The organism is Paenibacillus sp. p3-SID1389 (assembly GCF_025151705.1).
In the GTDB taxonomy this organism is placed as follows: Bacteria; Bacillota; Bacilli; order Paenibacillales; family Paenibacillaceae; genus Fontibacillus; species Fontibacillus phoenicis.
Map to the genome: position 1 here is coordinate 16,145 of NZ_JALXVO010000016.1, position 20,622 is coordinate 36,766.

A 20,622-nucleotide genomic window follows, 5' to 3' on the forward strand; every position below is an offset into this window, starting at 1 on the left:
TTTAGCGTCGCTCATCCGTCTTTATGGCGTCGGCGACAAGCGCCGCAATATCCTCGTTGCTAAAGCCCAGCTCCTGCATGCCTCCGATAAAACGATCCAGCAGCTCACCGGCCATTTCTTTTTTGATGGTCATAATTTTCGTTTCCTCGCTTGTCACGTATCTTCCGAGTCCGCGTTTCGTTTCCACGATGGCTTCACGCTCCAATTCCTGAAAAGTCCGCTGCACGGTATTCGGATTAATTTGCAGCTCGGCCGCAAGCTCGCGTACCGACGGAATTTTGTCGCCGGCCTTCAATCGGCCAGTGACGATTTCCCTTTTTAAATAATTCATAATTTGTAGATAGATCGGCAGATTATTATCGAATTCGATGCTCACGTTCCTTGGCTCCTTTCCGCCGTGTGCCGCCGGTAGTGATTCTACCGGTCAAGCAACATCCCGTTTTTTAAACGTAACAAAGCTTACTGCAAGAAACAAGATCAAATAGGCGGCGATCACCACGGAGGAGAAGGTTAACGTCATGCCCGGCATCGGCGGATTCCCGTTTAGGTATACCGTTAAATCGGCGTTGGCGAAGATGAGATACTTGGCGAAGGCGTATCTCGAAAGCAAGGCCACCACCAGTTCCTCCAGCACAACAATGAACATGCCGATCCCAATTGTCGCTCCTGTCGAACGAGTCAGAATGCTTACTAGAAAAGTGATCGTAACGTAAACAACGGTATAAATGAACTGATACAAGGCGCTGGTTAGAACTTCGCTCCAGCCGATTCCCTGCACGCTGGCAGATCCGAATCCGTAGATCAGCCCGCCGCCCAACAGGGCAACCGCCAGTGAAAAGACGAAGAGAGACATCGTGAACAGCAGCACAGCCACGTATTTAGAGGCCAAGATACGGCTGCGACTTTGCGAGCGGATCAGCAGCAGCTTGATCGTCCCCAGACTGTGCTCCTTCGCCACAATCCCTGCGGTACAAATAATGACCAGCAAGGTCATCATTTGACCTAAGCCGTTTCGGGACATGGCCATTAACGCAAAATCCAGGAACCCTACCGACTGCTGCGAGAAAGTGTGCATCATGTACAGCATCCCGGCAATCGACGCGGCGATCAGCGTATAAGGGACGATAAAGCTGTCCTTCTTGGACATCTTAAGCCATTCGTTCACAACAAGCGGTGTAAATTTACGCAATTTGGTTTCCTCCCGTCCATTTCAAGAATTCGTCTTCCAACGATTGCTTAACTTCTTCGATCCGGTAGATGGCGATCCCTTCGCTGCCCAGCGCGCCAACGACGCGTGGGATATAGCTGTCGCGTACGGCGACCGTCACTTCGCCCCGTTCCGGAGACATCCCCAGCAGGCGGATTTCTTCCATCCGGATGAGTCGGGCTTTCGCCGCTTCGGCATCGCTGACCCGGAACGTCACGTTCACCCGTTCCTCGGTTTTCTCTGCCGCCTCACCTAGGGCGCGTTCGGTCACGAACTTCCCTTCCTGAATGACGACCACGCGGCTGCACATCAGCTCCATTTCGGCCAGCAAATGGCTGGAGACCAGCACAGCAATCCCTTCCTCGGCCGCAACGCGCTTCAGATAGTCGCGCATTTCCCGAATCCCGGCCGGATCCAGCCCGTTGGTCGGCTCATCGAGAATCAGAATCGACGGCCGATGCAATAAAGCCTGCGCGATGCCCAGGCGCTGACGCATGCCTAGCGAGTACGCTTTTACACGTTTTTTCATCGCCTTCTCCAAGCCTACCAGCCGGGTGACCTCCTGAATCCGCTCCTCCGTAATCCCTTCGCTCATTCGCGCGTACTGCTTCAGATTGTCATATCCGGTCATGTACGGGTAAAACTCCGGATTCTCAATAATCGCGCCAACGTGGGCGATCGCTTGGGTGAAATGATTCCGGATACTAAATCCTTTGACCTGGACATCGCCCTCCGTCATTCCGATCAGACCCACGATCATCCGAATCGTGGTCGTCTTCCCTGCACCGTTAGGTCCGAGCAGACCCACGATTTCTCCCCGTCGAATTTCGAAAGACAGCTTATCAACAATCCGTTTGCTGCCAATCGCCTTCGTCACCTGTTGTACCGACAAGACGACCGGCTCTTGTCCCTGCTCTTGTCCCTGCAATTTCGCCGCATCCGCTCCCATGCCTTGAGCAGTATTTCCAATCGATTGTTGTTGCACGTTCCTTCACTCCTTTATTTGATCGATGATCGCAAATGCGATACTGAAATGCTTTGCTTGTGTCTGAATCTGATGATGTGTAACGTGTTCGATTCCATGGTTTCGATATCGTTGTATCGGTGTGATAGTTAAATAGTACACTAGGATATTAGTATTGTCAACAAGGACGGAATCATATTTTTTCGACATTCAACGCTAACGGAACGTAGCGACGTTATTTACAATTTCCCGCGGTACTTCCCGAGCTAACGGAACGAAGAGGCCTTATTAAGCGAAAAAGAGCCCTGTGAAACGATGATCCGTTCAAATAGCGCACCTGAGTTCCGTTAGAAACCGATGAGTACCTTGTGACTTTGGAATAAGGTCAGTACGTTCCGTTACCGCGTCGGTCACCGGCTCGCTCCTCGTCTTCCCCCGCTCGAACCCGGCCCGGACAACCAACCCGGACACCGGCTGGGATCCGAACCCGACCTGTTCCCGTGCCTTGGCCCAACCTGACCTATTCTTGAACCGAGGCCCGACCATCCCGTTCCCAATCCATACTTCGCCCCTTCCCGCTCAAACTTCCATGCATATCAAAAAGCCCTCCTCGACCAAAGTCGAAGAGGGCTGCTCGCCTCTATATAAGGTTTTCACTTCCAGCTTAAATCAGTAAATTAAACAAATTCAAATCCCGATTCAGCTCGGTATATACGATGCCTTTCGCAGACATACGTCCGATCAACGGTTCGTAATCGGCTTTGTCGCTCAGCTCGATGCCAACCAAAGCCGGGCCGTTCTCTTTGTTATGCTTCTTCGTGTACTCGAACCGCGTGATGTCATCGTTTGGCCCCAGCACCTCTTCCAAGAATTCGCGAAGCGCTCCGGCCCGCTGCGGGAAATTAATCAAGAAATAGTGCTTCAGCCCTTCATAGATCAGTGACCGTTCCTTCATTTCCTGCATCCGGTCGATGTCGTTGTTACCGCCGCTGATGACACAGACCACCGTCTTCCCGCGGATTTGGTCACGGTACATATCGAGTGCCGAGACTGGCAACGCCCCTGCTGGTTCTACAACGATGGCACTATCGTTGTAGAGCTCCAAAATCGTCGTACATGCCTTGCCTTCCGGAACCTGAACGATGTCGTCCAGGAGGTTGGCGCAAATTTCGTAATTCAAATCGCCAACCCGCTTCACCGCCGCACCGTCCACAAATTTATCGATCGATTCCAGCGTGACAACCTGCTTCTGTCTTAACGCTTCCGTCATAGACGCCGCACCGGATGGCTCAACGCCGATGATCTTCGTATCCGGGCTTACTGTTTTCAAATAAGTACTAATGCCCGACACCAACCCGCCGCCGCCAATGGTGACGAAGACGTAATCCGCCGGTGTAGTCAGGCTTTCCATAATCTCCATGCCGATCGTCCCGTTCCCGGCAACAATCTTCGGATCGTCAAACGGGTGAATGAACGTCATCCCGCCTTCCTGGCAGGCTTTCATCGCCTCCGCATAAGCATCATCGTAGGTGTCACCGATCAGAACGACCTCCACATGCTCGCCGCCAAATCTTTTGACCTGCTTGATTTTCTGGTTCGGTGTCGTGCTGGGCATATAGATTTTCCCTTGAATGCCTAGCGCATTGCAGGAGAACGCTACGCCCTGCGCATGGTTGCCGGCGCTCGCGCACACGATTCCGCGCTTCAGATCTTCGGGCTGCAGGCTGCGAATCATGTTGTACGCCCCACGGATCTTGAAGGAGCGCACGACCTGCAGATCCTCCCTTTTTAAATACACATTGCATTCATATCTAGCCGATAACGTTGCGTCGAGCTGCAACGGAGTTCGGATGACCACTTCCTTCAGCACGTGATGCGCTTTGACGATGTCTTCCATGCCTACCGTTTGTCGTTCCGCCTGATTCATCTATTTCTCCTCGCTTTAACTGAGTTCTCTCATTCTAATAAAGGTACACCTGAAACCGCCTCCGGTTCAAGTTATTTTGTACAGTCAGGGAAACGCCCCTCCGTACGGGCAAATGCTCCCGGCTCGGAAGGGCGTTTACGTTCGAACCTATAGCTTAACGTTTCTTTGGTATTAGACGGTCATCGGTATGACCTTTCGAGTTCGTCTCTTGGGACAGCTCGGTCAGCTCCCATTCCATCGTGCCGTACACGGGGTCGGAAGGGAACTCCTCGCCTTTTTGCAAATAGACTTCCCGTCCCAGCTCATCCCGGTAAACGCCGTCGACTTCCACTTCTTCGCGCGAGACCGGTAGCATTTCCTTCATTTTGTCGCTCATGATGATGCCGCCTCCCATTCGAGTATTACAGGGACTCAGAAGAAAATCCCCAATATCCCTTAACATGCTCGAAAGGGCAGCGGATTATCCTTGACGGATCATCTCACTAGACGAGCGCCTTCGCGGCAATATCCGACCGTTGATGCTTGCCCTCGAACGTAATGAGGTTCGCTGCCTCATAGGCTTTGTCCCGGGCTTCGGCAATCGATTGTCCCAGGCCAACCACGCCAAGCACACGCCCGCCGTTCGTGACCCACTCGCCTGCTTCGTTCTTCGACGTGCCGGCATGGAACACCAACGCCCCTGCAGCCTGCGCTTCCTCCAGCCCGCGGATCGGCAGGCCCTTCGGATAGGAAGCCGGATAACCGCCGGAGGCCAGCACAACGCAAACCGCCGCTTCCTCGCTCCACTCGATATCTACTTGATCCAACGTCCCATTTACCGCTGCCAAGAAAATCTCCAGCAGTTCACTCTTCAAACGCGGCAGAACAACCTGGGTTTCCGGATCGCCAAAACGGGCGTTAAATTCGATTGTCTTCGGTTTGCCGTCCGGCGTAATCATCAACCCCGCAAACAGCACGCCGCGGAACGGCCGGCCTTCCGCAACCATGGCCTTCGCGGTTGGTTTGATGATCGTTTCGATAGCCTCTTCGATAATCGAATCCGCGATATGCGGCAACGGGGAGTAGGTTCCCATGCCGCCGGTGTTCGGGCCTTTGTCACCGTCATACACCTGTTTGTGGTCTTGCGCCGCAACCATAGGACGGACGGTTTCCCCGTCGACAAACGACAGGATCGACATTTCCTGTCCTTCAAGAAACTCCTCGATCACGACCTGGCTGCCGGATTCGCCAAACACTTTGTCAACCATGATGTTCTTTAGAGCTGTTTCCGCCTCTTCGCGAGTGAAGGCGACCGTTACACCTTTGCCTGCGGCAAGTCCGTCCGCTTTAATCACGATTGGCACCGGACGGCTTTGGAGATACTTAAGCGCCTGCTCGTAGTTGTCGAACTTTTCGTATGCGGCGGTCGGAATGTTGTATTTTTTCAGCAGATCCTTCATAAAAGTCTTGCTGCCCTCGATATGCGCAGCATTCTTACGCGGGCCAAATACCGGGATGTTCTTGGCTTCGAACACATCCACGATGCCGTCTGCGAGCGGATCGTCCGGACCTACGACGACCAGGCCCACACGCTTCTCCTCCGCAAAAGCCGCCAGCTTATCGAATTCGTTCACCTGAATCGGCACCAGCTCGGCGATTTGTCCGATCCCCGCGTTCCCCGGAGCGCAATAAATCTTATCGGCCTTCGGGCTTTTCGCCAGGCTCCAGCAGATCGCGTGCTCACGCCCTCCGGCGCCAATCACCAAAATATCCATAGTCTCCTCCTCACTTCTGAGCTCAAAATTTAGAAGTTGTCCAGTCTCGCCTGTTTCTGCACAAATTCGTTAACGAAATGAAATATGTCGGACAGGCCGGTTGTATTGTAATGTTTGCAAACCAGTCACTTCCGCACGCACGAACGAACTGGAAATTCTACTGTTAATTTTGTCCCATACCCGCCTGTAATCGAAATTAACTGGAAAAAGTACCGCTAATTCAGGGCAAAAGCGTGAATCTCGCCATTTTCGCTCAAATTAACGGCAGGTTTTACAGCTAATTAGTCAAAATCCAGCGTTTCAGCTGAAATAACGGTAGGTTTTACAGTTAATTGTCCCACGCAGGTTAGCGCATCTGCGAAAAGACGGCAGGCCGCCGCAGCGGTCTGCCGTTTGCCTTTAACCTAGTGTTTGAAATGGCGCACGCCGGTGAAGACCATCGCGATGCCGTGCTCGTTGGCAACTTTGATGGACTCCTCGTCCTTCACGGAGCCGCCCGGTTGGATAATCGCCGTAATCCCGGCTTGGGCCGCCGCTTCGACCGTATCGCCCATCGGGAAGAACGCGTCGGACGCCAAGACGCTGCCTTTCGCTTTCTCGCCTGCTTGCTCGATCGCGATCTTCGCGGCACCAACGCGGTTCATCTGCCCCGCGCCGACGCCAACGGTCATATCGTCCTTCGCCAGAACAATCGCGTTCGACTTCACATGCTTAACGACTTTCCAGCCAAACAGCAGCTGTTTCAGCTCTTCTTCGGTTGGCTTGCGGTCGGTAACCACCGTCAAGTCGGACTCCTTCAGCGTATGCACATCGCTTTCTTGCACGACCATCCCGCCGTCAATCGAGGTGACGACAAACTGGCTGCTGCGGCTTGCGCCCAGCTCCAGACCACCAAGCTTCAGCAAACGGAGGTTTTTCTTCTTCGTGAGAATCTCCAGCGCTTCTTCCGTGAAACCTGGTGCTAAAATAATCTCCAAGAAAATCTCCTTCATCAGCATCGCCGTGTCCGCATCAATGATGCGGTTGGCAGCGACGATCCCGCCGAAGATCGACACAGGGTCGGCCTCGTACGCTTTTTTGTAAGCTTCCAGCACGCTGGCCCCGACGCCAACGCCGCAAGGATTCATATGCTTGACCGCGACAACCGCCGGCTCATCAAATTCCTTCACGATTTGCAGCGCCGCGTTCGCATCGTTGATGTTATTGTAGGAGAGCTCCTTGCCGTGGAGTTGTTCTGCATTCGTCAGCGTGTCCGCTGCTGCCAACGGCTTGCGGTAAAACGCCGCTTTTTGATGCGGATTTTCGCCATAACGCAAATCTTGGATTTTCTCGTAGGTGACCGTAAAACGCTCTGGCAACGGATCGCCCGTCACCTTCGACAAATAATCGGAGATCAAGGCATCGTATGCCGCCGTATGGCGGAAAACTTTGGCCGCAAGCCGTTTACGCGTTTCCAATGTCGTATCGCCGCCCGTACGTACTTCCTCGAGCACGGTTCCATAGTCAGCCGCATCGACAACAACGGTGACAAACGCATGGTTTTTCGCAGCCGAACGAAGCATCGTAGGTCCGCCGATGTCGATATTTTCGATGGCGTCCTCATAGGTGACATCCGGCTTCGCAATCGTTTCTTGGAACGGGTACAGGTTAACGACCACCAGATCGATATAGTCCAATCCCAGTTCCTTCATCTGTGCTTGGTGTTCCTCGCTGTCGCGCACCGCCAGCAGGCCGCTGTGTACGGCAGGATGCAGCGTTTTAACGCGTCCATCAAGGATTTCAGGGAATCCGGTGACGTCAGATATTCCGATGACCGGAACGCCTTCCTTCGCCAGCAGGTTTTTTGTGCCCCCTGTCGAAATGATTTCCACACCCAGCTGCGACAGCTCGCGGCAAAAATCCACGATACCCGTTTTATCCGACACGCTCACGAGCGCTCTTTTCATACTCACAATCGGCTCCTCCTTTATTTTGGCGAATCATGCCCCCGATATTTCTCGGGAAATATCGAAACCCAGCATCTGTTCTAAACCTATCCAATCATCCGAAAAAATCCTGTAACCAAGCGTTCTTTCGATGCTTCCTATTCCGAGAGAATCGTCACTTTTCGGCCTTCCACGCGCACGCGGTTGCTCGCGAACCACGACACGACCTGCGGATATAAGCGCCCTTCTGCCGCATGGATCTTGGCTTCGAGTGTTTCCAGCGTATCGTCCGCCGTAATCTCTACCGCCGCTTGGGCAACCACTGCACCGGTGTCCATCCCGCCATCAACCAAATGAACCGTAACTCCCGTCATTTTCACACCGTAGTCCCAAGCCTGCCCAATCGCATTTTTTCCCGGAAAAGCCGGCAGTAATGACGGATGAATATTAATCATGCGCCCGGCGTACGGCTCAACCAACACCGACGTGAGTAACCGCATATAACCGGCCAACACGACTAAATCGATTTGCCGCTTGTCCAGCTCGGCAGCAATTTCCGCCTCATAATCCTCTCGACGCGCGTAGGCCTTCGGGTCAAAAAGATAGCATTCCACGCCGGCTTGACGAGCCCGTTCGACGACATAAGCCTTCGGCTTATCACAAACGAGCAGCACAATCTCAGCATCTAACTCACCTGACCGCGTCGCGTCGAGCAAATTTTGAAAATTACTGCCGTTCCCCGAAGCAAATACGGCAATCCGGTAGTTCGCCCCCATTAGACATCCGCTCCTGCAAAAGTCACAACCCGTTGTCCTTCCGTCACTTTACCGATGACATAAGGCGTTTCCCCGGCTTGCTTCAATGCAGCAACCGCTGCCTCAGCCTGGTCCTCCGCCACTACAATTACAAGCCCGATGCCCATGTTAAACGTCGTGAACATATCGCGGTTGCTCACGTTCCCTTTCTTCTGCAGCAAGTCGAAGATCGGCAAAATCGGCCAAGAACCGTAGTCGATCTCCACATTTACGCCTTCCGGCAGGACGCGCGGGATGTTCTCAATGAAGCCGCCGCCCGTAATATGAGCCATTCCTTTCACATCTACCTGCTCAAGCAGGGATAATACCGGCTTCACATACAGCTTGGTTGGCGTAAGCAGCACGTCCCCCAACGATGCTCCGCCTAACTCCGGCAGCTTGTCGGTCAAAGCGTAACCCGCTTCTTCCAACAAGAGCTTACGTACCAGCGAGAACCCGTTGCTGTGTACACCGCTGGAGGCCAGACCAATCACCGTGTCGCCAGGGGCGATGCGGCTGCCGTTTACGATCTTGCTCTTGTCAACGACACCCACCGTAAACCCGGCGATGTCGTACTCGCCTTCACTGTACATGCCCGGCATCTCAGCGGTCTCGCCGCCGATCAATGCGCAGCCCGACCTACTGCAGCCTTCCGCGATGCCGGCGACAATGGCCTCGATTTTTTCAGGGACAACCTTATCGCACGCCAAATAATCGAGGAAAAAGAGCGGCTCCGCCCCCTGCACGACGATATCGTTTACGCACATCGCTACCGCATCGATGCCGATCGTATCGTGCTTATCCATCGCAAAGGCAATTTTCAGCTTCGTGCCCACGCCGTCCGTTCCCGACACGAGCACCGGCTCCGCGTACTTGTCCTTGTTCAATCCGAACAAAGCGCCAAATCCGCCAAGATCGGTCATCACTTCCGGCCGGAACGTCCGTTTGACGTGCTTTTTCATGCGCTCTACCGCTTCATTCCCGGCTGCGATATCGACGCCGGCTTTCTTATATGCTTCAGACACGAGAGGGACCCACTCCTTTAACTTTTTGAACACGAGGAAACCATTTATCCAATCAATTCATCACGTGAAATAAGTCGAATCTACGCAAAACACCCGTCAAGAGTCGGATGGCACAAGACACGAATCGCTAAACGCTAACGAATTCAGCAAGTGCACCCAAACTTCTCTTCCCCGTCGAAATCCGTCCGGGTCGGATAATCATTGTCGAAGCAGGCCATGCAGAGGCCGCCCTTGTAGTCCGTCGCGTTATCCCCGCCCACCGCCTGGATCAGCCCCTGCGGGCTGAGAAACTCCAGCGAGTCGGCATTGATCTCCTTGCAGATCTCTTCCACCGATTTGTAGGAGGCGATCAGCTCACCGCGGTCCGGCGTATCGATGCCGTAGAAGCAAGGGTTCTTGAACGGCGGCGAGGTGATGCGGACATGCACCTCCGTCGCGCCGGCTTCGCGCAGCAGATTGACGATCCGTCGCGAGGTCGTGCCGCGAACGATCGAATCGTCGATCATCACAACGCGCTTGCCTTCTACAACGCGGCGCACCGCGCTCAGCTTCATCTTTACGCCTTGCTCACGCAGCTCTTGGCTTGGTTGAATGAACGTGCGGCCAGTGTATTTATTTTTGATCAAGCCCAGCTCGTAAGGGATGCCGGTCTGCTCCGCATAGCCAATCGCGGCGGAAATACTGGAGTCCGGAACGCCGGTGACCACATCTGCGTCGACAAAAGACTCCTGCGCCATCACCTGCCCCATCCGCTTGCGGCTGGCATGCAGGTTCGAGCCGTTCATGTCGCTGTCAGGACGCGCGAAGTAAATGTACTCCATCGCGCACAACGCCTTCCGCTCCGGCTCGGCATAACGCTCCTCGCGGAGGCCGTCCTTATCCAGCACCAGCATTTCACCGGGCTGGATTTCGCGAATCGTCTCCGCGCCAACGACCTCGAACGCGCACGTCTCGGACGAGAACAGGTACGCGTTGCCTAGCCGCCCCATCACAAGCGGGCGCAAGCCGTTCGGATCGCTGGCCACGATCAGCTTGTCGTTCGTCAGCAGCAGGAAAGCGAAGCCTCCAACCAGCTGACGAAGGGCGTCCTTTGCCGCCTCGACGAAATCCTTCGGCGAGCGGGCGATCAAGTGCGCGATCACTTCCGTATCGCTGGTCGTTTGAAAGATCGAGCCGCTTTGCTCGAGCTGGCGGCGGATTTTCGGCGCATTCACGATGTTGCCGTTCGTTGCCACTGCCAGATCGCCGTCGCGGTATTTGAAGATCAGCGGCTGCGCGTTCGTTAACTTGCTGTCTCCGCTCGTCGAATAGCGGACGTGGCCGATCGAACGGTCCCCGCGCAGCGAAGCCAGCTTGTCGCGGTCGAACACTTCCTTAACCAGGCCCATACCGCGGTGGTAATGAAAGTCCTCCCCATCGGTGGCGCAGATTCCCGCGCTTTCTTCCCCCCGGTGCTGCAACGCGTGCAGTCCGTAGTAGGACAGCGAGGCGGCTTCAGCATGACCAAATACGCCAAACACGCCGCATTCCTCGCGTAACGTATCAAACGGATCCGCATGCCCCGCCCCTTCGTTATAGTAGTCTCCGGTCCAAAGTCTCTGCGCTGGTTTTATTGCATCAGACATGGAATGACATCCTCCCAGACGCGTTTCAGCTGTTCCACCGGCTTGCTCAGAACCTCCGTTCCGTTTACAGCAATGCTCAGTTCCGATCCTTCCACGACCCCGATCCGCGCCGCAGGCACGCCGCGTTCCGCGAGCAGCTTCTCCAGCGCCTCCGCCTTCTCCGGCGAAGCCGACAGCAGAATCCGAGACTGCGATTCGCTGAACAGCGCAAAGTCAGGGCGCAGCTCGCTGGCGATATCAACCTTGGCGCCAATTCCGCCGCTGATGCACGATTCAGCCAACGCAACCGCGAGGCCGCCTTCGGACAAGTCGTGCGCCGAACGCACCAGCCCGCCTTGGATCGCTTCCAGCACGGCGCCAAGCAGCTTTTTCTCCACCTCTAAATCAAGCTGTGGCGGACGGCCTTCTACAACGCCATGTACGACCGCCTGGAATTCGCTGCCGCCGAGTTCCGCTTTCGTCTCACCCAGCAGGAACACGACATCCCCGGCCGATTTAAAGTCTTGGGTCGTAATATGATCGGTATCGTGCACCAGCCCAACCATGCCTACAACTGGCGTTGGGTAGATGGCGCCTTTGGCGTTCTCATTGTACAAGCTGACGTTCCCGCCGATAACTGGAGTGTCCAGCACGCGGCAAGCTTCCGCCATCCCATCAACTGCCCGTTCCATCTGCCAGAAAATATCCGGTTTCTCCGGGCTGCCAAAATTCAGGTTGTCGGTGATTGCCAGAGGCTCTGCGCCGGAGCAAACGATGTTACGCGCCGCTTCGCTGACCGCAATCCGTCCGCCCACTTCCGGATCCAGGTACACGAACCGTCCGTTGCAGTCGGTCGTCATCGCCAGCGCCTTGCGCGTGCCGTGAACGGTGACCACTGCAGCGTCCGAACCCGGACGAACCGCCGTACTCGTGCGGACCATGTAATCGTATTGGTTGTACACCCACGCTTTACTTGCGACCGAAGGCGAAGACAGCACTTTCTCCAGCGCCGCGCCCAAATCGCGAACTTCTTCGTAGCGGGTGGTGTCGACCGATTCATTTTGCACATAATAAGCAGGAACTGCCGAAGGCTTCTCATAGATTGGACATTCGTCCACCAGCGCCTTCACCGGCATATCGCCGACCAGCTCGCCATGATGGAACAGCTTCAGACGGCCGTCGTCCGTAACTTTACCAACCTTCGCACAGATGACGCCCCAACGCTCAAAAATCTCCCGCGCCTTCGCCTCATCCTTCGGCTCAACGACGAACAGCATCCGCTCCTGCGATTCCGACAGCATCATTTCATAAGCCGTCATGCCTTCCTCGCGTTGCGGCACCTCGTCCAGGTACAGCTCCAGACCGTTGCCGGCTTTGCTGGCCATTTCCGCGCTGGAGCAGGTCAAGCCTGCTGCACCCATGTCCTGGATCCCCAGCACGATACCGCTGTCGATCAATTCAAGACAAGCCTCCATGACGAGCTTCTCCATGAACGGGTCACCCACTTGCACCGCCGTCCGCTTCGCTTCGGATTCCTCCGTCAGCTCCTCCGAAGCAAACGTAGCGCCATGGATGCCGTCCCGGCCCGTTGGCGGCCCTACGTAAAACACCGGATTGCCGACGCCTTTCGCAACCCCGCGTTGGATTTTGTCATGGTCGATCAGCCCGACGCACATCGCATTGACCAGCGGATTGCCTTCGTAGCTCTCGTCGAACACCACTTCCCCGCCAACCGTCGGAATGCCGATGCAGTTGCCGTAGCCCGCGATCCCGGATACGACATGCTCGAACAGATATTTCACGCGCTCGCTTTCCAGCTTGCCAAATCGCAAGGAGTTCAGCAGCGCCACAGGTCTTGCCCCCATGGAAAAAATATCGCGAATAATCCCGCCCACGCCTGTTGCGGCGCCTTGATACGGCTCCACGGCCGAGGGGTGATTATGACTTTCGATTTTAAAGACAACCGCTTGGTTGTCGCCGATATCCACGATCCCGGCGCCTTCGCCTGGGCCCATCAGCACGCGCGGGCCGCTGGTTGGAAACCGCCGCAGCAGCGGCTTCGAGTTTTTGTAGGCGCAGTGCTCGGACCACATGACGCTAAACACGCCAATTTCCGTATAATTCGGCTTCCGCCCAAGGAATCCGCAAATCAGTTCGTATTCGCTGTCGGAAACGCCCATCTGTTTGTAAATTTTCTGCTCTGCAATTTGTTCTGCACTTGGTTCCTTAGCGGACACTTGCTGACTCATGCCGATCCCTCCAAGCTTTCAAAATGGATGTAAACATCTTCTTGCCGTCCGTCGAACCCAGCAAATCGCTGACCGCCCGCTCCGGGTGCGGCATCATGCCGACGACGTTTCCGCGTTCGTTGGAAATGCCGGCGATGTCGTCCACCGAGCCGTTCGGATTTTGAACATACCGGAAAATAATTTGGTTATTCCGCTTCAACTGCTCCAAAGTCGCTTCATCGCAATAATAGTTGCCTTCGCCATGCGCGATTGGAATCGTAATCACTTCACCCTTCGCATAGAGCGACGTAAACGGATTTTCGTTGTTCTCCACGCGCAGCTCGGTGTCATGGCAACGGAATTTCAGCGACATGTTGCGGCGCAGCGTGCCTGGCAACAGTCCAGCTTCCGTTAGGATTTGGAATCCGTTGCAAATCCCCAGCACGTATTTACCTTCCTCCGCAGCCTTGGCCACTTCCGCCATGACCGGTGCAAAACGGGAGATCGCCCCGCACCGCAGGTAGTCGCCGTAGGAGAACCCGCCGGGAACTAGGATGCAGTCGTAAGCAGACAAATCGGTGGCCGTATGCCACACATAGTCAACCGGTTCGCCCAACGTCTCTTCCACCGCTTTGTAACAGTCGATATCGCAGTTGGAACCGGGGAATACGAGTACCGCGAATTTCATAGTTTAAGCCTCCAATTCAAAGCGGTAGTCTTCTACCACCGTATTGGCCAACAGCTTCTCGCACATCGCTTTCACCCGAGCTTCCGCTTCGAAGCGATCGTTCGTGTCGAGCGTCAGCTCCATATATTTACCGATGCGGACGCTGTCCACCTCTCTGAACCCCATGGAATGGAGCGCCCCTTGAACGGCTACCCCCTGCGGGTCAAGTACGCTTTGCTTGATCGTGACATAAACGCTCGCTTTAATCATGTTCCTCGTGTTCCTCCTAAGTTTGGACTTGTGCGGCACGGCCGCTTGGTTTCTGGATGGGATGTAATAATTGCTTTTGGTTTTGCCTGGGTCAGTTCTTACTTTCTGGCTTGCCTTTCTAACTCCAATGCTTTCTTGCTCGCACGCTTGTCTTCTTGCTCCCTAGCTCCTAGCCTCCTGACCAAAAGGGATCATCCTCAAAAGACTGCCAAAGGGCTTATATTCTGGTCCCTCATTCGCTAACTTTCGAATCCCTAACGGACCGCAGCGACGTTATTTACTCATTTCCCGGATATTTCCCCGGCTAAAGGACTTCACAGACGTTATTTGGCCCCATGCAGCAACTAACTAGGCCGCCCCGGTAAAATAAGGGCTCCTCGGTCCGTTACGTCAGTCTTCCCCATATATCTGGATCAATAAGGGCCCTGGGGTCCGTTAGAGCGAAGGACAATGTTGAGCACAGTCCCTACGCCAACTCTGCTCCAGTCAGCCGCCGGTAAATCTCACGGTACCGACGCGTCGTTGCTTCGACCACCTGCGCTGGGAGCGGGTCTGGTTGGCTCTGCTTATCCCACTCGGAACCGGCGAGATACGTACGCACTGGCTCTTTGTCCATACTGTCGATCTCGATGTCCAGCTCGTAGTTCTCTTTGGCCCAAAATCTCGACGCATCCGGCGTAAACATCTCGTCAATGACAATCAACTTGCCGTCCACCAGCCCGAATTCCAGCTTGCAGTCCGCGAGCAGGATGCCGCGTTCCTCGCAATAATCCCGGGCAAAGGCGTACATCTCCAGGCTGCGGTCCCGCAGCTGTTCAGCCAATTCTTGGCCCACTTTGTCCGCCATCTCCGCAAACGAGATATCCTCGTCGTGGCCCACGTCATTTTTCGCCGCCGGCGTAAAAATCGGCTCCGCCAGCTTCGCGTTCTTACGCAGCCCTTCCGGTAGCTGGATACCGTTGATCGCGCCGGTCTTCTCATACTGCCGCCAGCCGCCGCCGGTCACATAGCCGCGCACCACGCATTCAATGTCGATGCGTTCGGCCTTGCGGGTCACCATGATCCGGTTGCGCAACGCCTCGCGATGCTCCGCCGGAATCACGTCCCCAAGCCGGTCCACGTCTGTATGGATCACGTGGTTCTCCAACAGATGCTTCGTCTTGTCAAACCAAAACGCGCTCAGCCGGTTCAGCACGTTCCCCTTGTCCGGCACCGCCGGATCGAGCACGTAATCAAATGCGGAGATGCGGTCCGTGACCACGATCAGATAATGCTCGCCAAGATCGTACAGCTCCCGGACCTTGCCTTTGTACAGCAGCGGGACCTTCACCAAATCCGCTGCGGTGGAAATTGCCGGTACCGCCATGAAGCTTCTCCTCCCCCTATAACCGCTATCAAGCCACTACTCGATTAATCCAAGCTTCCGGAAAATCGTATCGACATGCTTCAGATGCCAGGACGGATCAAATGCGTCTTCAATTTCTTCTTTACTTAAGACGGCGGTAATTTCCGGCGTCTCTTCAATGATGTCGCGGAATTGACGCTGCGTTTCCCATGCCTGCATCGCGCGCGGTTGCACCGTGTCGTAAGCTTGCTCACGGCTGAAGCCTTTGTCGATCAGCTTCGTCATCACGCGGCCGGAGAACGGTACGCCATACGTGCGAGCCATGTTACGCTTCATATTTTCCGGGAACACCGTCAAGTTCTTCACGATATTGCCAAAGCGGTTCAGCATGTAGTTCAGCAGCATCGTAGCGTCTGGCAGAATCACCCGTTCAACCGAAGAGTGGGAAATGTCGCGTTCATGCCACAGCGTTACGTTTTCGTAAGCCGAAATCATATGGCCGCGGATCACGCGGGACAAGCCGGAGATGTTCTCGCAGCCGATCGGGTTGCGTTTATGCGGCATGGCCGAAGAGCCTTTTTGCCCTTTGGCGAAGGCTTCCTCCACCTCGCGGAATTCGCTCTTCTGCAAAGCGCGGATTTCTGTGGCGAACTTGTCGAGCGACGTCGCGATCAAAGCCAAGGTCGCCATATATTCCGCGTGACGATCGCGTTGCAGCGTCTGCGTGGAAATCGGCGCCGGCGTCGTGCCCAGCTTGCGGCAGACAAATTCCTCTACAAACGGATCGATGTTCGCGTAAGTACCAACGGCACCGGAGATTTTTCCGAATTGAACATTCTCCGCTGCACGGCGGAACCGCTCCAGATTCCGTTTCATTTCCTCGTGCCAAAGCGCCATTTTCAGACCAAACGTGGTTGGCTCAGCATGCACACCGTGGGTCCGGCCCATCATTGGGGTATCTTTATAAGCCAAGGCTTTTTCTTTCAAAATATCGATAAAATTCAAAATATCCCGTTCCAAAATCGCATTGGCCTGCTTCAACAAATACCCCAGCGCCGTGTCTACGACGTCGGTCGAGGTCAAGCCATAATGCACCCATTTCCGTTCCGGGCCCAGGCTTTCCGAGACGGCGCGGGTAAACGCGATCACGTCATGGCGGGTTTCCTGCTCGATCTCATAGATCCGGTTGATGTCAAACGAAGCCTTCTCGCGCAGCAGCGCGGCGTCTTCCTTCGGGATCACGCCAAGCTCGGCCCAAGCCTCGCAGGCGCACAACTCCACTTCCAGCCAGGCCTTAAATTTGTTTTCCTCCGTCCAGATCGCTCTCATTTCCGGTCTGCTGTAGCGTTCGATCATTTACATTCATTCCTCCAAATGTTGGTTTGCTCTATCCAACGCAGCCCGTCCTCCACGTTGCGGCAGATCAGGTTGATATGCCCCATCTTCCGTTTGGGAGCGGCTCCGTGCTTTCCATATAAGTGTACTTTGGGGATCACCGGGAATCCAGTTTCGCCGCCGGCTTCGCCAAACCACTGGCCAGTAACAACGGCCTTGCGCACCGCCTCCAAATGCTCGCCCAGGATGTTGACCATCACGACCGGCGTTAACAGCTCCACCGGCCCCAGCGGCAGATTGCAGATCGCCCGGACATGCTGTTCAAATTGGGAGGTCGTGCAGGCCTCCATCGTGTAATGGCCGGAGTTATGCGGTCTTGGCGCCAGCTCATTGACGAACAGCTCACCATCCTCGGTCAGGAACATCTCCACCGCCAGCAGGCCAACGGCTTCCAAGCCTTCGGCGATTCGGGCCGCAAGCCGTTCCGCCTCCCGTTGCACTTGCTCCTCCACGCGGGCCGGCACGATCGACACATGCAAAATATTGTCGACATGAATATTCTCCGCTGCCGGGAACGTCTTTATTTCTCCGCGCGGGCTGCGCGCCGCGATGACCGACAGCTCCTTAACGAACGGGACAAATTGCTCTAGCACGAGCTCCGTCCCGGCCTTACTCAACTCGGCGTAGGCCGGCGCAATTTCGTCCTCGCCGCGAATGACCCATTGACCTTTGCCGTCATATCCGCCGGTGGCCGTCTTCAGCACGGCCGGGAGGCCGAGCCGGGCCACGGCTGCGCGCAATTCCTCCTCGCTGCCGATCTCCGCGTACGGCGCGACCTTCACGCCCGCTGCTTCGATGGCTCGCTTCTCCCGCAGCCGATGCTGAGTCGTATACAGCAATCGGCTGCCTTGGGGCACGTACGACGCTTCTTCCAACAACGCGGCTACGCCCGCGTCGACGTTTTCGAACTCGTACGTGATCACATCGGCCCGCGCCGCAAGTTCACGCGCCGCGGCCTGGTCGTCGTAGCGGGCCACGATCTGCCCCGCTACTTGGCCGCAAGGCGCATCCGGCGTCGGATCCATGGCTACGAACCGGTAGCCAAGGTTGCTCCCGGCCAGCGCCATCATCCGGCCGAGCTGCCCGCCGCCGAGCACGCCGATCGTCGCGCCCGGCGCAATCACCGGGGTGCCATTACCGCCGCCTGCTTTGCCCATCACGCCGCCGCTCATTCCGCCGCTCCCAACTCCGAGCCGCTCTCCAGCACCTCGGCTTTGATCCGGTCGCGGCGCTCCTGCACCCGGCGCATGACCTCGGGGTCAAATGCGCCCAGGATTTGCGCCGCCAGCAGCCCGGCGTTGATCGCCCCGGCTTTGCCGATCGCCACCGTCGCCACCGGGATGCCGCCCGGCATCTGCACGATCGACAGCAGCGAATCGAGCCCGTTCAGCGCGGCCGACTTCACCGGCACGCCGATGACCGGCAGCGTGGTTTTGGCCGCGACCATGCCCGGCAGGTGGGCGGCTCCGCCCGCCCCCGCGATGATGACCTTCAAACCGCGGCCTGCGGCCTGCTCGGCGAATTCGAACATCAAATCCGGGGTGCGGTGCGCGGATACGACATTTTTTTCGTAAGGAATCTGCAGTTCGTCCAAAACGGCACAGGCATGGGACATCGTCTCCCAGTCCGATTTGCTGCCCATGATTACGGCGACTTGTGCTGTCATGCCTCAACCTCCACGTTCATGTTTTCTTGTAAACCTATCTATAGAATGAGCCGAATACGGAAAAGGGCCCCGAACTTCCTGGAAACAATCGAAGATTTCCCGAAATTCGCGGACCCTGCGAAATACGATACCTGCGTGCGGGCAGCCACAGCCGCGCCGCCGGCAACGCAAAGCCCGGTGCTTACAAGCCCAGGCTCATAAAAAGAAGGCTTTCCGTGCGGAGTAGCCTTACCTTCATCACGTATTCGCTCGTAGTCCGAAAATTTACGGTTCTCGGGTAGAAACTTCCGGGCCCTATTCCCGGCATTATACGAGATTATGATGTTCGGCGGCGAGCCGCCTTTCCTCTCCTAGTGTACCAATGGCGGACACATCATGTCAACTCAAATCCGAACATTAATAGAATGTAAAATCCGAATGTTCGTTTTTGAACAATGTCCCTCTAACGCAAAAAAACCTAGCCTGGTATACAGACTAGGGGATCTATCGAATGCGGCTCTGATATCCACGGATGCGGCTCTGGATCTGAAATCTGCCGCACTTAACTGTAAAAAGTACCTTTAATTTCGCCAATCTCCCGCATTTGAAACCAATTAGATGTAAAAGTTACTGTTAATTTGGACCAAAACTCTATAGATCCAATCAAATGATTAAAATAACAGCAGAATTTCCAGCTAAATTGACAAAATCCCGCCGATTCCCCGAAATTAACATTACTTTTTCCAGTTATTTTATCCTCCAGCCTTACGTCCGGGCGGCAACCACCGATATCAGCAGCCTCCAACGGGAAAGCGCCATCCAACTTCATCCGCTCGATATCCAGCGACACCGACATCCAATAACAGTTGCCCGCTAACCAATCACCCGTTTCCAATAATCCTCTCATCCGCCCAACTGCTCCTGCACTTCGATAAACAGCACCTGCAGGAACTTCTTAATGTTCACTTTCCCTTTGCTGTTGCCCGGCTCGCGCCCTTCCTCGATTTCCTTCATCTTCATCCGCACATCCTCGAAGTCAAAATAGAGCGGGGCATAATACTCAAACCGGGGATTGCCGTAATCCGTCAAGCCCAGCGAAGCCAGGTTCGTCAGCCCCGCCATCAACGCGCGGCGCAGCCGTTGCTCGATCGCCTTGACCTCCTTGGCGATGTCCTCAGGCTTCGTCTTGTACGTGGCCGCGGTTTGACGATACAACTCCTTCAGCGGCGGCAGATTGCCGCCAGCTTCGCCTCCCCGCTCCAGCAGCAACTCCATGATGGCGATCATATCGCGGCTGCCGCTTTCGCCAATCAAGCCCATATTCATCAGAATCGGTTGGATCGCCTCGCGAACCGTGCGCTTGTTCTGAGCAGCCAGCGGTGCGCTGCGCAAGTCTTCCAGCTTCTTCAGACTCGATTTGATTTCATCTAAATAATGTCCTAACGCATAGCGTTCGTTGATCTTCCGCAGCACCGTCTCCACTTCGATCCGGTTGATCGGCTTGCGGATGAAGAACTCAATCCCGCTTCGGTACGCCCGTCCAACCATATCTTGATTTTCGATCTGGGAGATCATCACGAACCTGGAGCTGCAGCCTTGGGCGCGCAAGGAATCGATCACCTCGATTCCGTCCTGATCGGGCATCAGCAAATCCATCAGCACGATATCCGGCGGCTCGCTTAAAATTTGCCGCACCCCCTCCGCTCCGCCGCCGGCCGTCCCCGTCACCTCGCCCAGACCGCTGTCCTCGATAATGTGCTGCAGCATTTTTCGCGCACTGGCATCATCGTCAACGATACAAAAAGAGAGCGGCATCGGATAACCTCCTCACACTTTGGGTTAGTAGCGGTTTGCCAAGGATACGGTTGAATT

Annotated in this window: 19 protein-coding genes and 1 riboswitch; all 19 genes read right to left on the reverse strand. The window is 55.4% G+C overall.

The window, feature by feature from the left end:
* Nucleotide 1: 1 nt before the first annotated feature.
* The 19 genes from M3G15_RS08890 to M3G15_RS08980 all read right to left on the reverse strand — a co-directional run bounded on the left by M3G15_RS08890 (nucleotide 2) and on the right by M3G15_RS08980 (nucleotide 20,565).
* Nucleotides 2-376, reverse strand: coding sequence for a GntR family transcriptional regulator (locus M3G15_RS08890; RefSeq protein ID WP_009224535.1), 375 nt, complete (start codon nucleotides 374-376; stop codon nucleotides 2-4).
* Between the two features lie 48 nt (nucleotides 377-424).
* Nucleotides 425-1,189: an ABC transporter permease gene (locus M3G15_RS08895; protein ID WP_260070673.1), complete on the reverse strand. Its 765-nt coding sequence runs from the start codon at nucleotides 1,187-1,189 to the stop codon at nucleotides 425-427.
* Nucleotides 1,182-2,156, reverse strand: coding sequence for an ABC transporter ATP-binding protein (locus tag M3G15_RS08900; RefSeq protein WP_260070706.1), 975 nt, complete (start codon nucleotides 2,154-2,156; stop codon nucleotides 1,182-1,184). Before M3G15_RS08900 ends, M3G15_RS08895 begins: the two co-directional genes overlap by 8 nt.
* Nucleotides 2,157-2,835: 679 nt before the next feature.
* Nucleotides 2,836-4,098 (reverse strand): threonine ammonia-lyase IlvA, encoded by a 1,263-nt coding sequence (gene ilvA / locus M3G15_RS08905; RefSeq protein ID WP_260070674.1) that lies wholly within the window; start codon nucleotides 4,096-4,098, stop codon nucleotides 2,836-2,838.
* A 154-nt stretch (nucleotides 4,099-4,252) separates the two neighbouring features.
* Nucleotides 4,253-4,474, reverse strand: coding sequence for a hypothetical protein (locus tag M3G15_RS08910; protein WP_036644875.1), 222 nt, complete (start codon nucleotides 4,472-4,474; stop codon nucleotides 4,253-4,255).
* A 106-nt stretch (nucleotides 4,475-4,580) separates the two neighbouring features.
* Nucleotides 4,581-5,852 (reverse strand): phosphoribosylamine--glycine ligase, encoded by a 1,272-nt coding sequence (purD, locus tag M3G15_RS08915; RefSeq protein WP_260070675.1) that lies wholly within the window; start codon nucleotides 5,850-5,852, stop codon nucleotides 4,581-4,583.
* A gap of 404 nt (nucleotides 5,853-6,256) precedes the next feature.
* A complete protein-coding gene (purH, locus tag M3G15_RS08920; protein ID WP_260070676.1) occupies nucleotides 6,257-7,804 on the reverse strand; it encodes a bifunctional phosphoribosylaminoimidazolecarboxamide formyltransferase/IMP cyclohydrolase in 1,548 nt (515 codons plus the stop codon).
* A 131-nt stretch (nucleotides 7,805-7,935) separates the two neighbouring features.
* Entirely contained in the window at nucleotides 7,936-8,553 is a 618-nt protein-coding gene (gene purN / locus M3G15_RS08925; protein WP_028539545.1) for a phosphoribosylglycinamide formyltransferase, read from the reverse strand.
* Nucleotides 8,553-9,596 (reverse strand): phosphoribosylformylglycinamidine cyclo-ligase, encoded by a 1,044-nt coding sequence (gene purM, locus M3G15_RS08930; protein ID WP_260070677.1) that lies wholly within the window; start codon nucleotides 9,594-9,596, stop codon nucleotides 8,553-8,555. Before purM ends, purN begins: the two co-directional genes overlap by 1 nt.
* Nucleotides 9,597-9,739: 143 nt before the next feature.
* Entirely contained in the window at nucleotides 9,740-11,221 is a 1,482-nt protein-coding gene (gene purF, locus M3G15_RS08935; protein WP_260070679.1) for an amidophosphoribosyltransferase, read from the reverse strand.
* On the reverse strand, nucleotides 11,206-13,449 hold the full coding sequence (gene purL, locus M3G15_RS08940) for a phosphoribosylformylglycinamidine synthase subunit PurL (protein WP_260070680.1): 2,244 nt from the start codon (nucleotides 13,447-13,449) through the stop codon (nucleotides 11,206-11,208). Before purL ends, purF begins: the two co-directional genes overlap by 16 nt.
* Nucleotides 13,427-14,116, reverse strand: coding sequence for a phosphoribosylformylglycinamidine synthase subunit PurQ (purQ, locus tag M3G15_RS08945; RefSeq protein WP_009224524.1), 690 nt, complete (start codon nucleotides 14,114-14,116; stop codon nucleotides 13,427-13,429). The genes purL and purQ overlap by 23 nt, the downstream gene beginning before the upstream one ends.
* A gap of 3 nt (nucleotides 14,117-14,119) precedes the next feature.
* Nucleotides 14,120-14,365, reverse strand: coding sequence for a phosphoribosylformylglycinamidine synthase subunit PurS (gene purS, locus M3G15_RS08950; RefSeq protein ID WP_009224523.1), 246 nt, complete (start codon nucleotides 14,363-14,365; stop codon nucleotides 14,120-14,122).
* A gap of 466 nt (nucleotides 14,366-14,831) precedes the next feature.
* Nucleotides 14,832-15,731, reverse strand: a complete 900-nt coding sequence (locus tag M3G15_RS08955) for a phosphoribosylaminoimidazolesuccinocarboxamide synthase (RefSeq protein WP_009224522.1) — start codon at nucleotides 15,729-15,731, stop codon at nucleotides 14,832-14,834.
* 36 nt (nucleotides 15,732-15,767) lie between these two features.
* Nucleotides 15,768-17,066, reverse strand: coding sequence for an adenylosuccinate lyase (gene purB, locus M3G15_RS08960; protein WP_009224521.1), 1,299 nt, complete (start codon nucleotides 17,064-17,066; stop codon nucleotides 15,768-15,770).
* A complete protein-coding gene (purK, locus tag M3G15_RS08965) occupies nucleotides 17,063-18,277 on the reverse strand; it encodes a 5-(carboxyamino)imidazole ribonucleotide synthase (RefSeq protein ID WP_009224520.1) in 1,215 nt (404 codons plus the stop codon). The genes purB and purK overlap by 4 nt, the downstream gene beginning before the upstream one ends.
* The gene (gene purE / locus M3G15_RS08970) at nucleotides 18,274-18,771 is read right to left on the reverse strand and encodes a 5-(carboxyamino)imidazole ribonucleotide mutase (protein WP_260070681.1); all 498 of its coding nucleotides are present in this window, start codon (nucleotides 18,769-18,771) and stop codon (nucleotides 18,274-18,276) included. The genes purK and purE overlap by 4 nt, the downstream gene beginning before the upstream one ends.
* A gap of 232 nt (nucleotides 18,772-19,003) precedes the next feature.
* A riboswitch (purine riboswitch) is annotated at nucleotides 19,004-19,105 on the reverse strand.
* Nucleotides 19,106-19,312: 207 nt separating this feature from the next.
* On the reverse strand, nucleotides 19,313-19,657 hold the full coding sequence (locus M3G15_RS08975) for a hypothetical protein (RefSeq protein ID WP_260070682.1): 345 nt from the start codon (nucleotides 19,655-19,657) through the stop codon (nucleotides 19,313-19,315).
* A complete protein-coding gene (locus M3G15_RS08980) occupies nucleotides 19,654-20,565 on the reverse strand; it encodes a response regulator (RefSeq protein ID WP_260070683.1) in 912 nt (303 codons plus the stop codon). The genes M3G15_RS08975 and M3G15_RS08980 overlap by 4 nt, the downstream gene beginning before the upstream one ends.
* Between the last annotated feature and the right edge of the window lie 57 nt (nucleotides 20,566-20,622).

Coding starts and splice junctions, on each gene's coding strand:
- M3G15_RS08955 (WP_009224522.1), bottom strand. CDS start 15,731: ATGGCGGTACCGGCAATTTCCACCGCAGCGGATTTGGTGAAGGTCCCG.
- purL (WP_260070680.1), bottom strand. CDS start 13,449: ATGAGTCAGCAAGTGTCCGCTAAGGAACCAAGTGCAGAACAAATTGCA.
- purD (WP_260070675.1), bottom strand. CDS start 5,852: ATGGATATTTTGGTGATTGGCGCCGGAGGGCGTGAGCACGCGATCTGC.
- purS (WP_009224523.1), bottom strand. CDS start 14,365: ATGATTAAAGCGAGCGTTTATGTCACGATCAAGCAAAGCGTACTTGAC.
- purE (WP_260070681.1), bottom strand. CDS start 18,771: ATGACAGCACAAGTCGCCGTAATCATGGGCAGCAAATCGGACTGGGAG.
- M3G15_RS08910 (WP_036644875.1), bottom strand. CDS start 4,474: ATGAGCGACAAAATGAAGGAAATGCTACCGGTCTCGCGCGAAGAAGTG.
- purB (WP_009224521.1), bottom strand. CDS start 17,066: ATGATCGAACGCTACAGCAGACCGGAAATGAGAGCGATCTGGACGGAG.
- ilvA (WP_260070674.1), bottom strand. CDS start 4,098: ATGAATCAGGCGGAACGACAAACGGTAGGCATGGAAGACATCGTCAAA.
- purQ (WP_009224524.1), bottom strand. CDS start 14,116: ATGAAATTCGCGGTACTCGTATTCCCCGGTTCCAACTGCGATATCGAC.
- purK (WP_009224520.1), bottom strand. CDS start 18,277: ATGAGCGGCGGCGTGATGGGCAAAGCAGGCGGCGGTAATGGCACCCCG.
- M3G15_RS08900 (WP_260070706.1), bottom strand. CDS start 2,156: ATGGGAGCGGATGCGGCGAAATTGCAGGGACAAGAGCAGGGACAAGAG.
- M3G15_RS08980 (WP_260070683.1), bottom strand. CDS start 20,565: ATGCCGCTCTCTTTTTGTATCGTTGACGATGATGCCAGTGCGCGAAAA.
- M3G15_RS08975 (WP_260070682.1), bottom strand. CDS start 19,657: ATGAGAGGATTATTGGAAACGGGTGATTGGTTAGCGGGCAACTGTTAT.
- purN (WP_028539545.1), bottom strand. CDS start 8,553: ATGGGGGCGAACTACCGGATTGCCGTATTTGCTTCGGGGAACGGCAGT.
- purF (WP_260070679.1), bottom strand. CDS start 11,221: ATGTCTGATGCAATAAAACCAGCGCAGAGACTTTGGACCGGAGACTAC.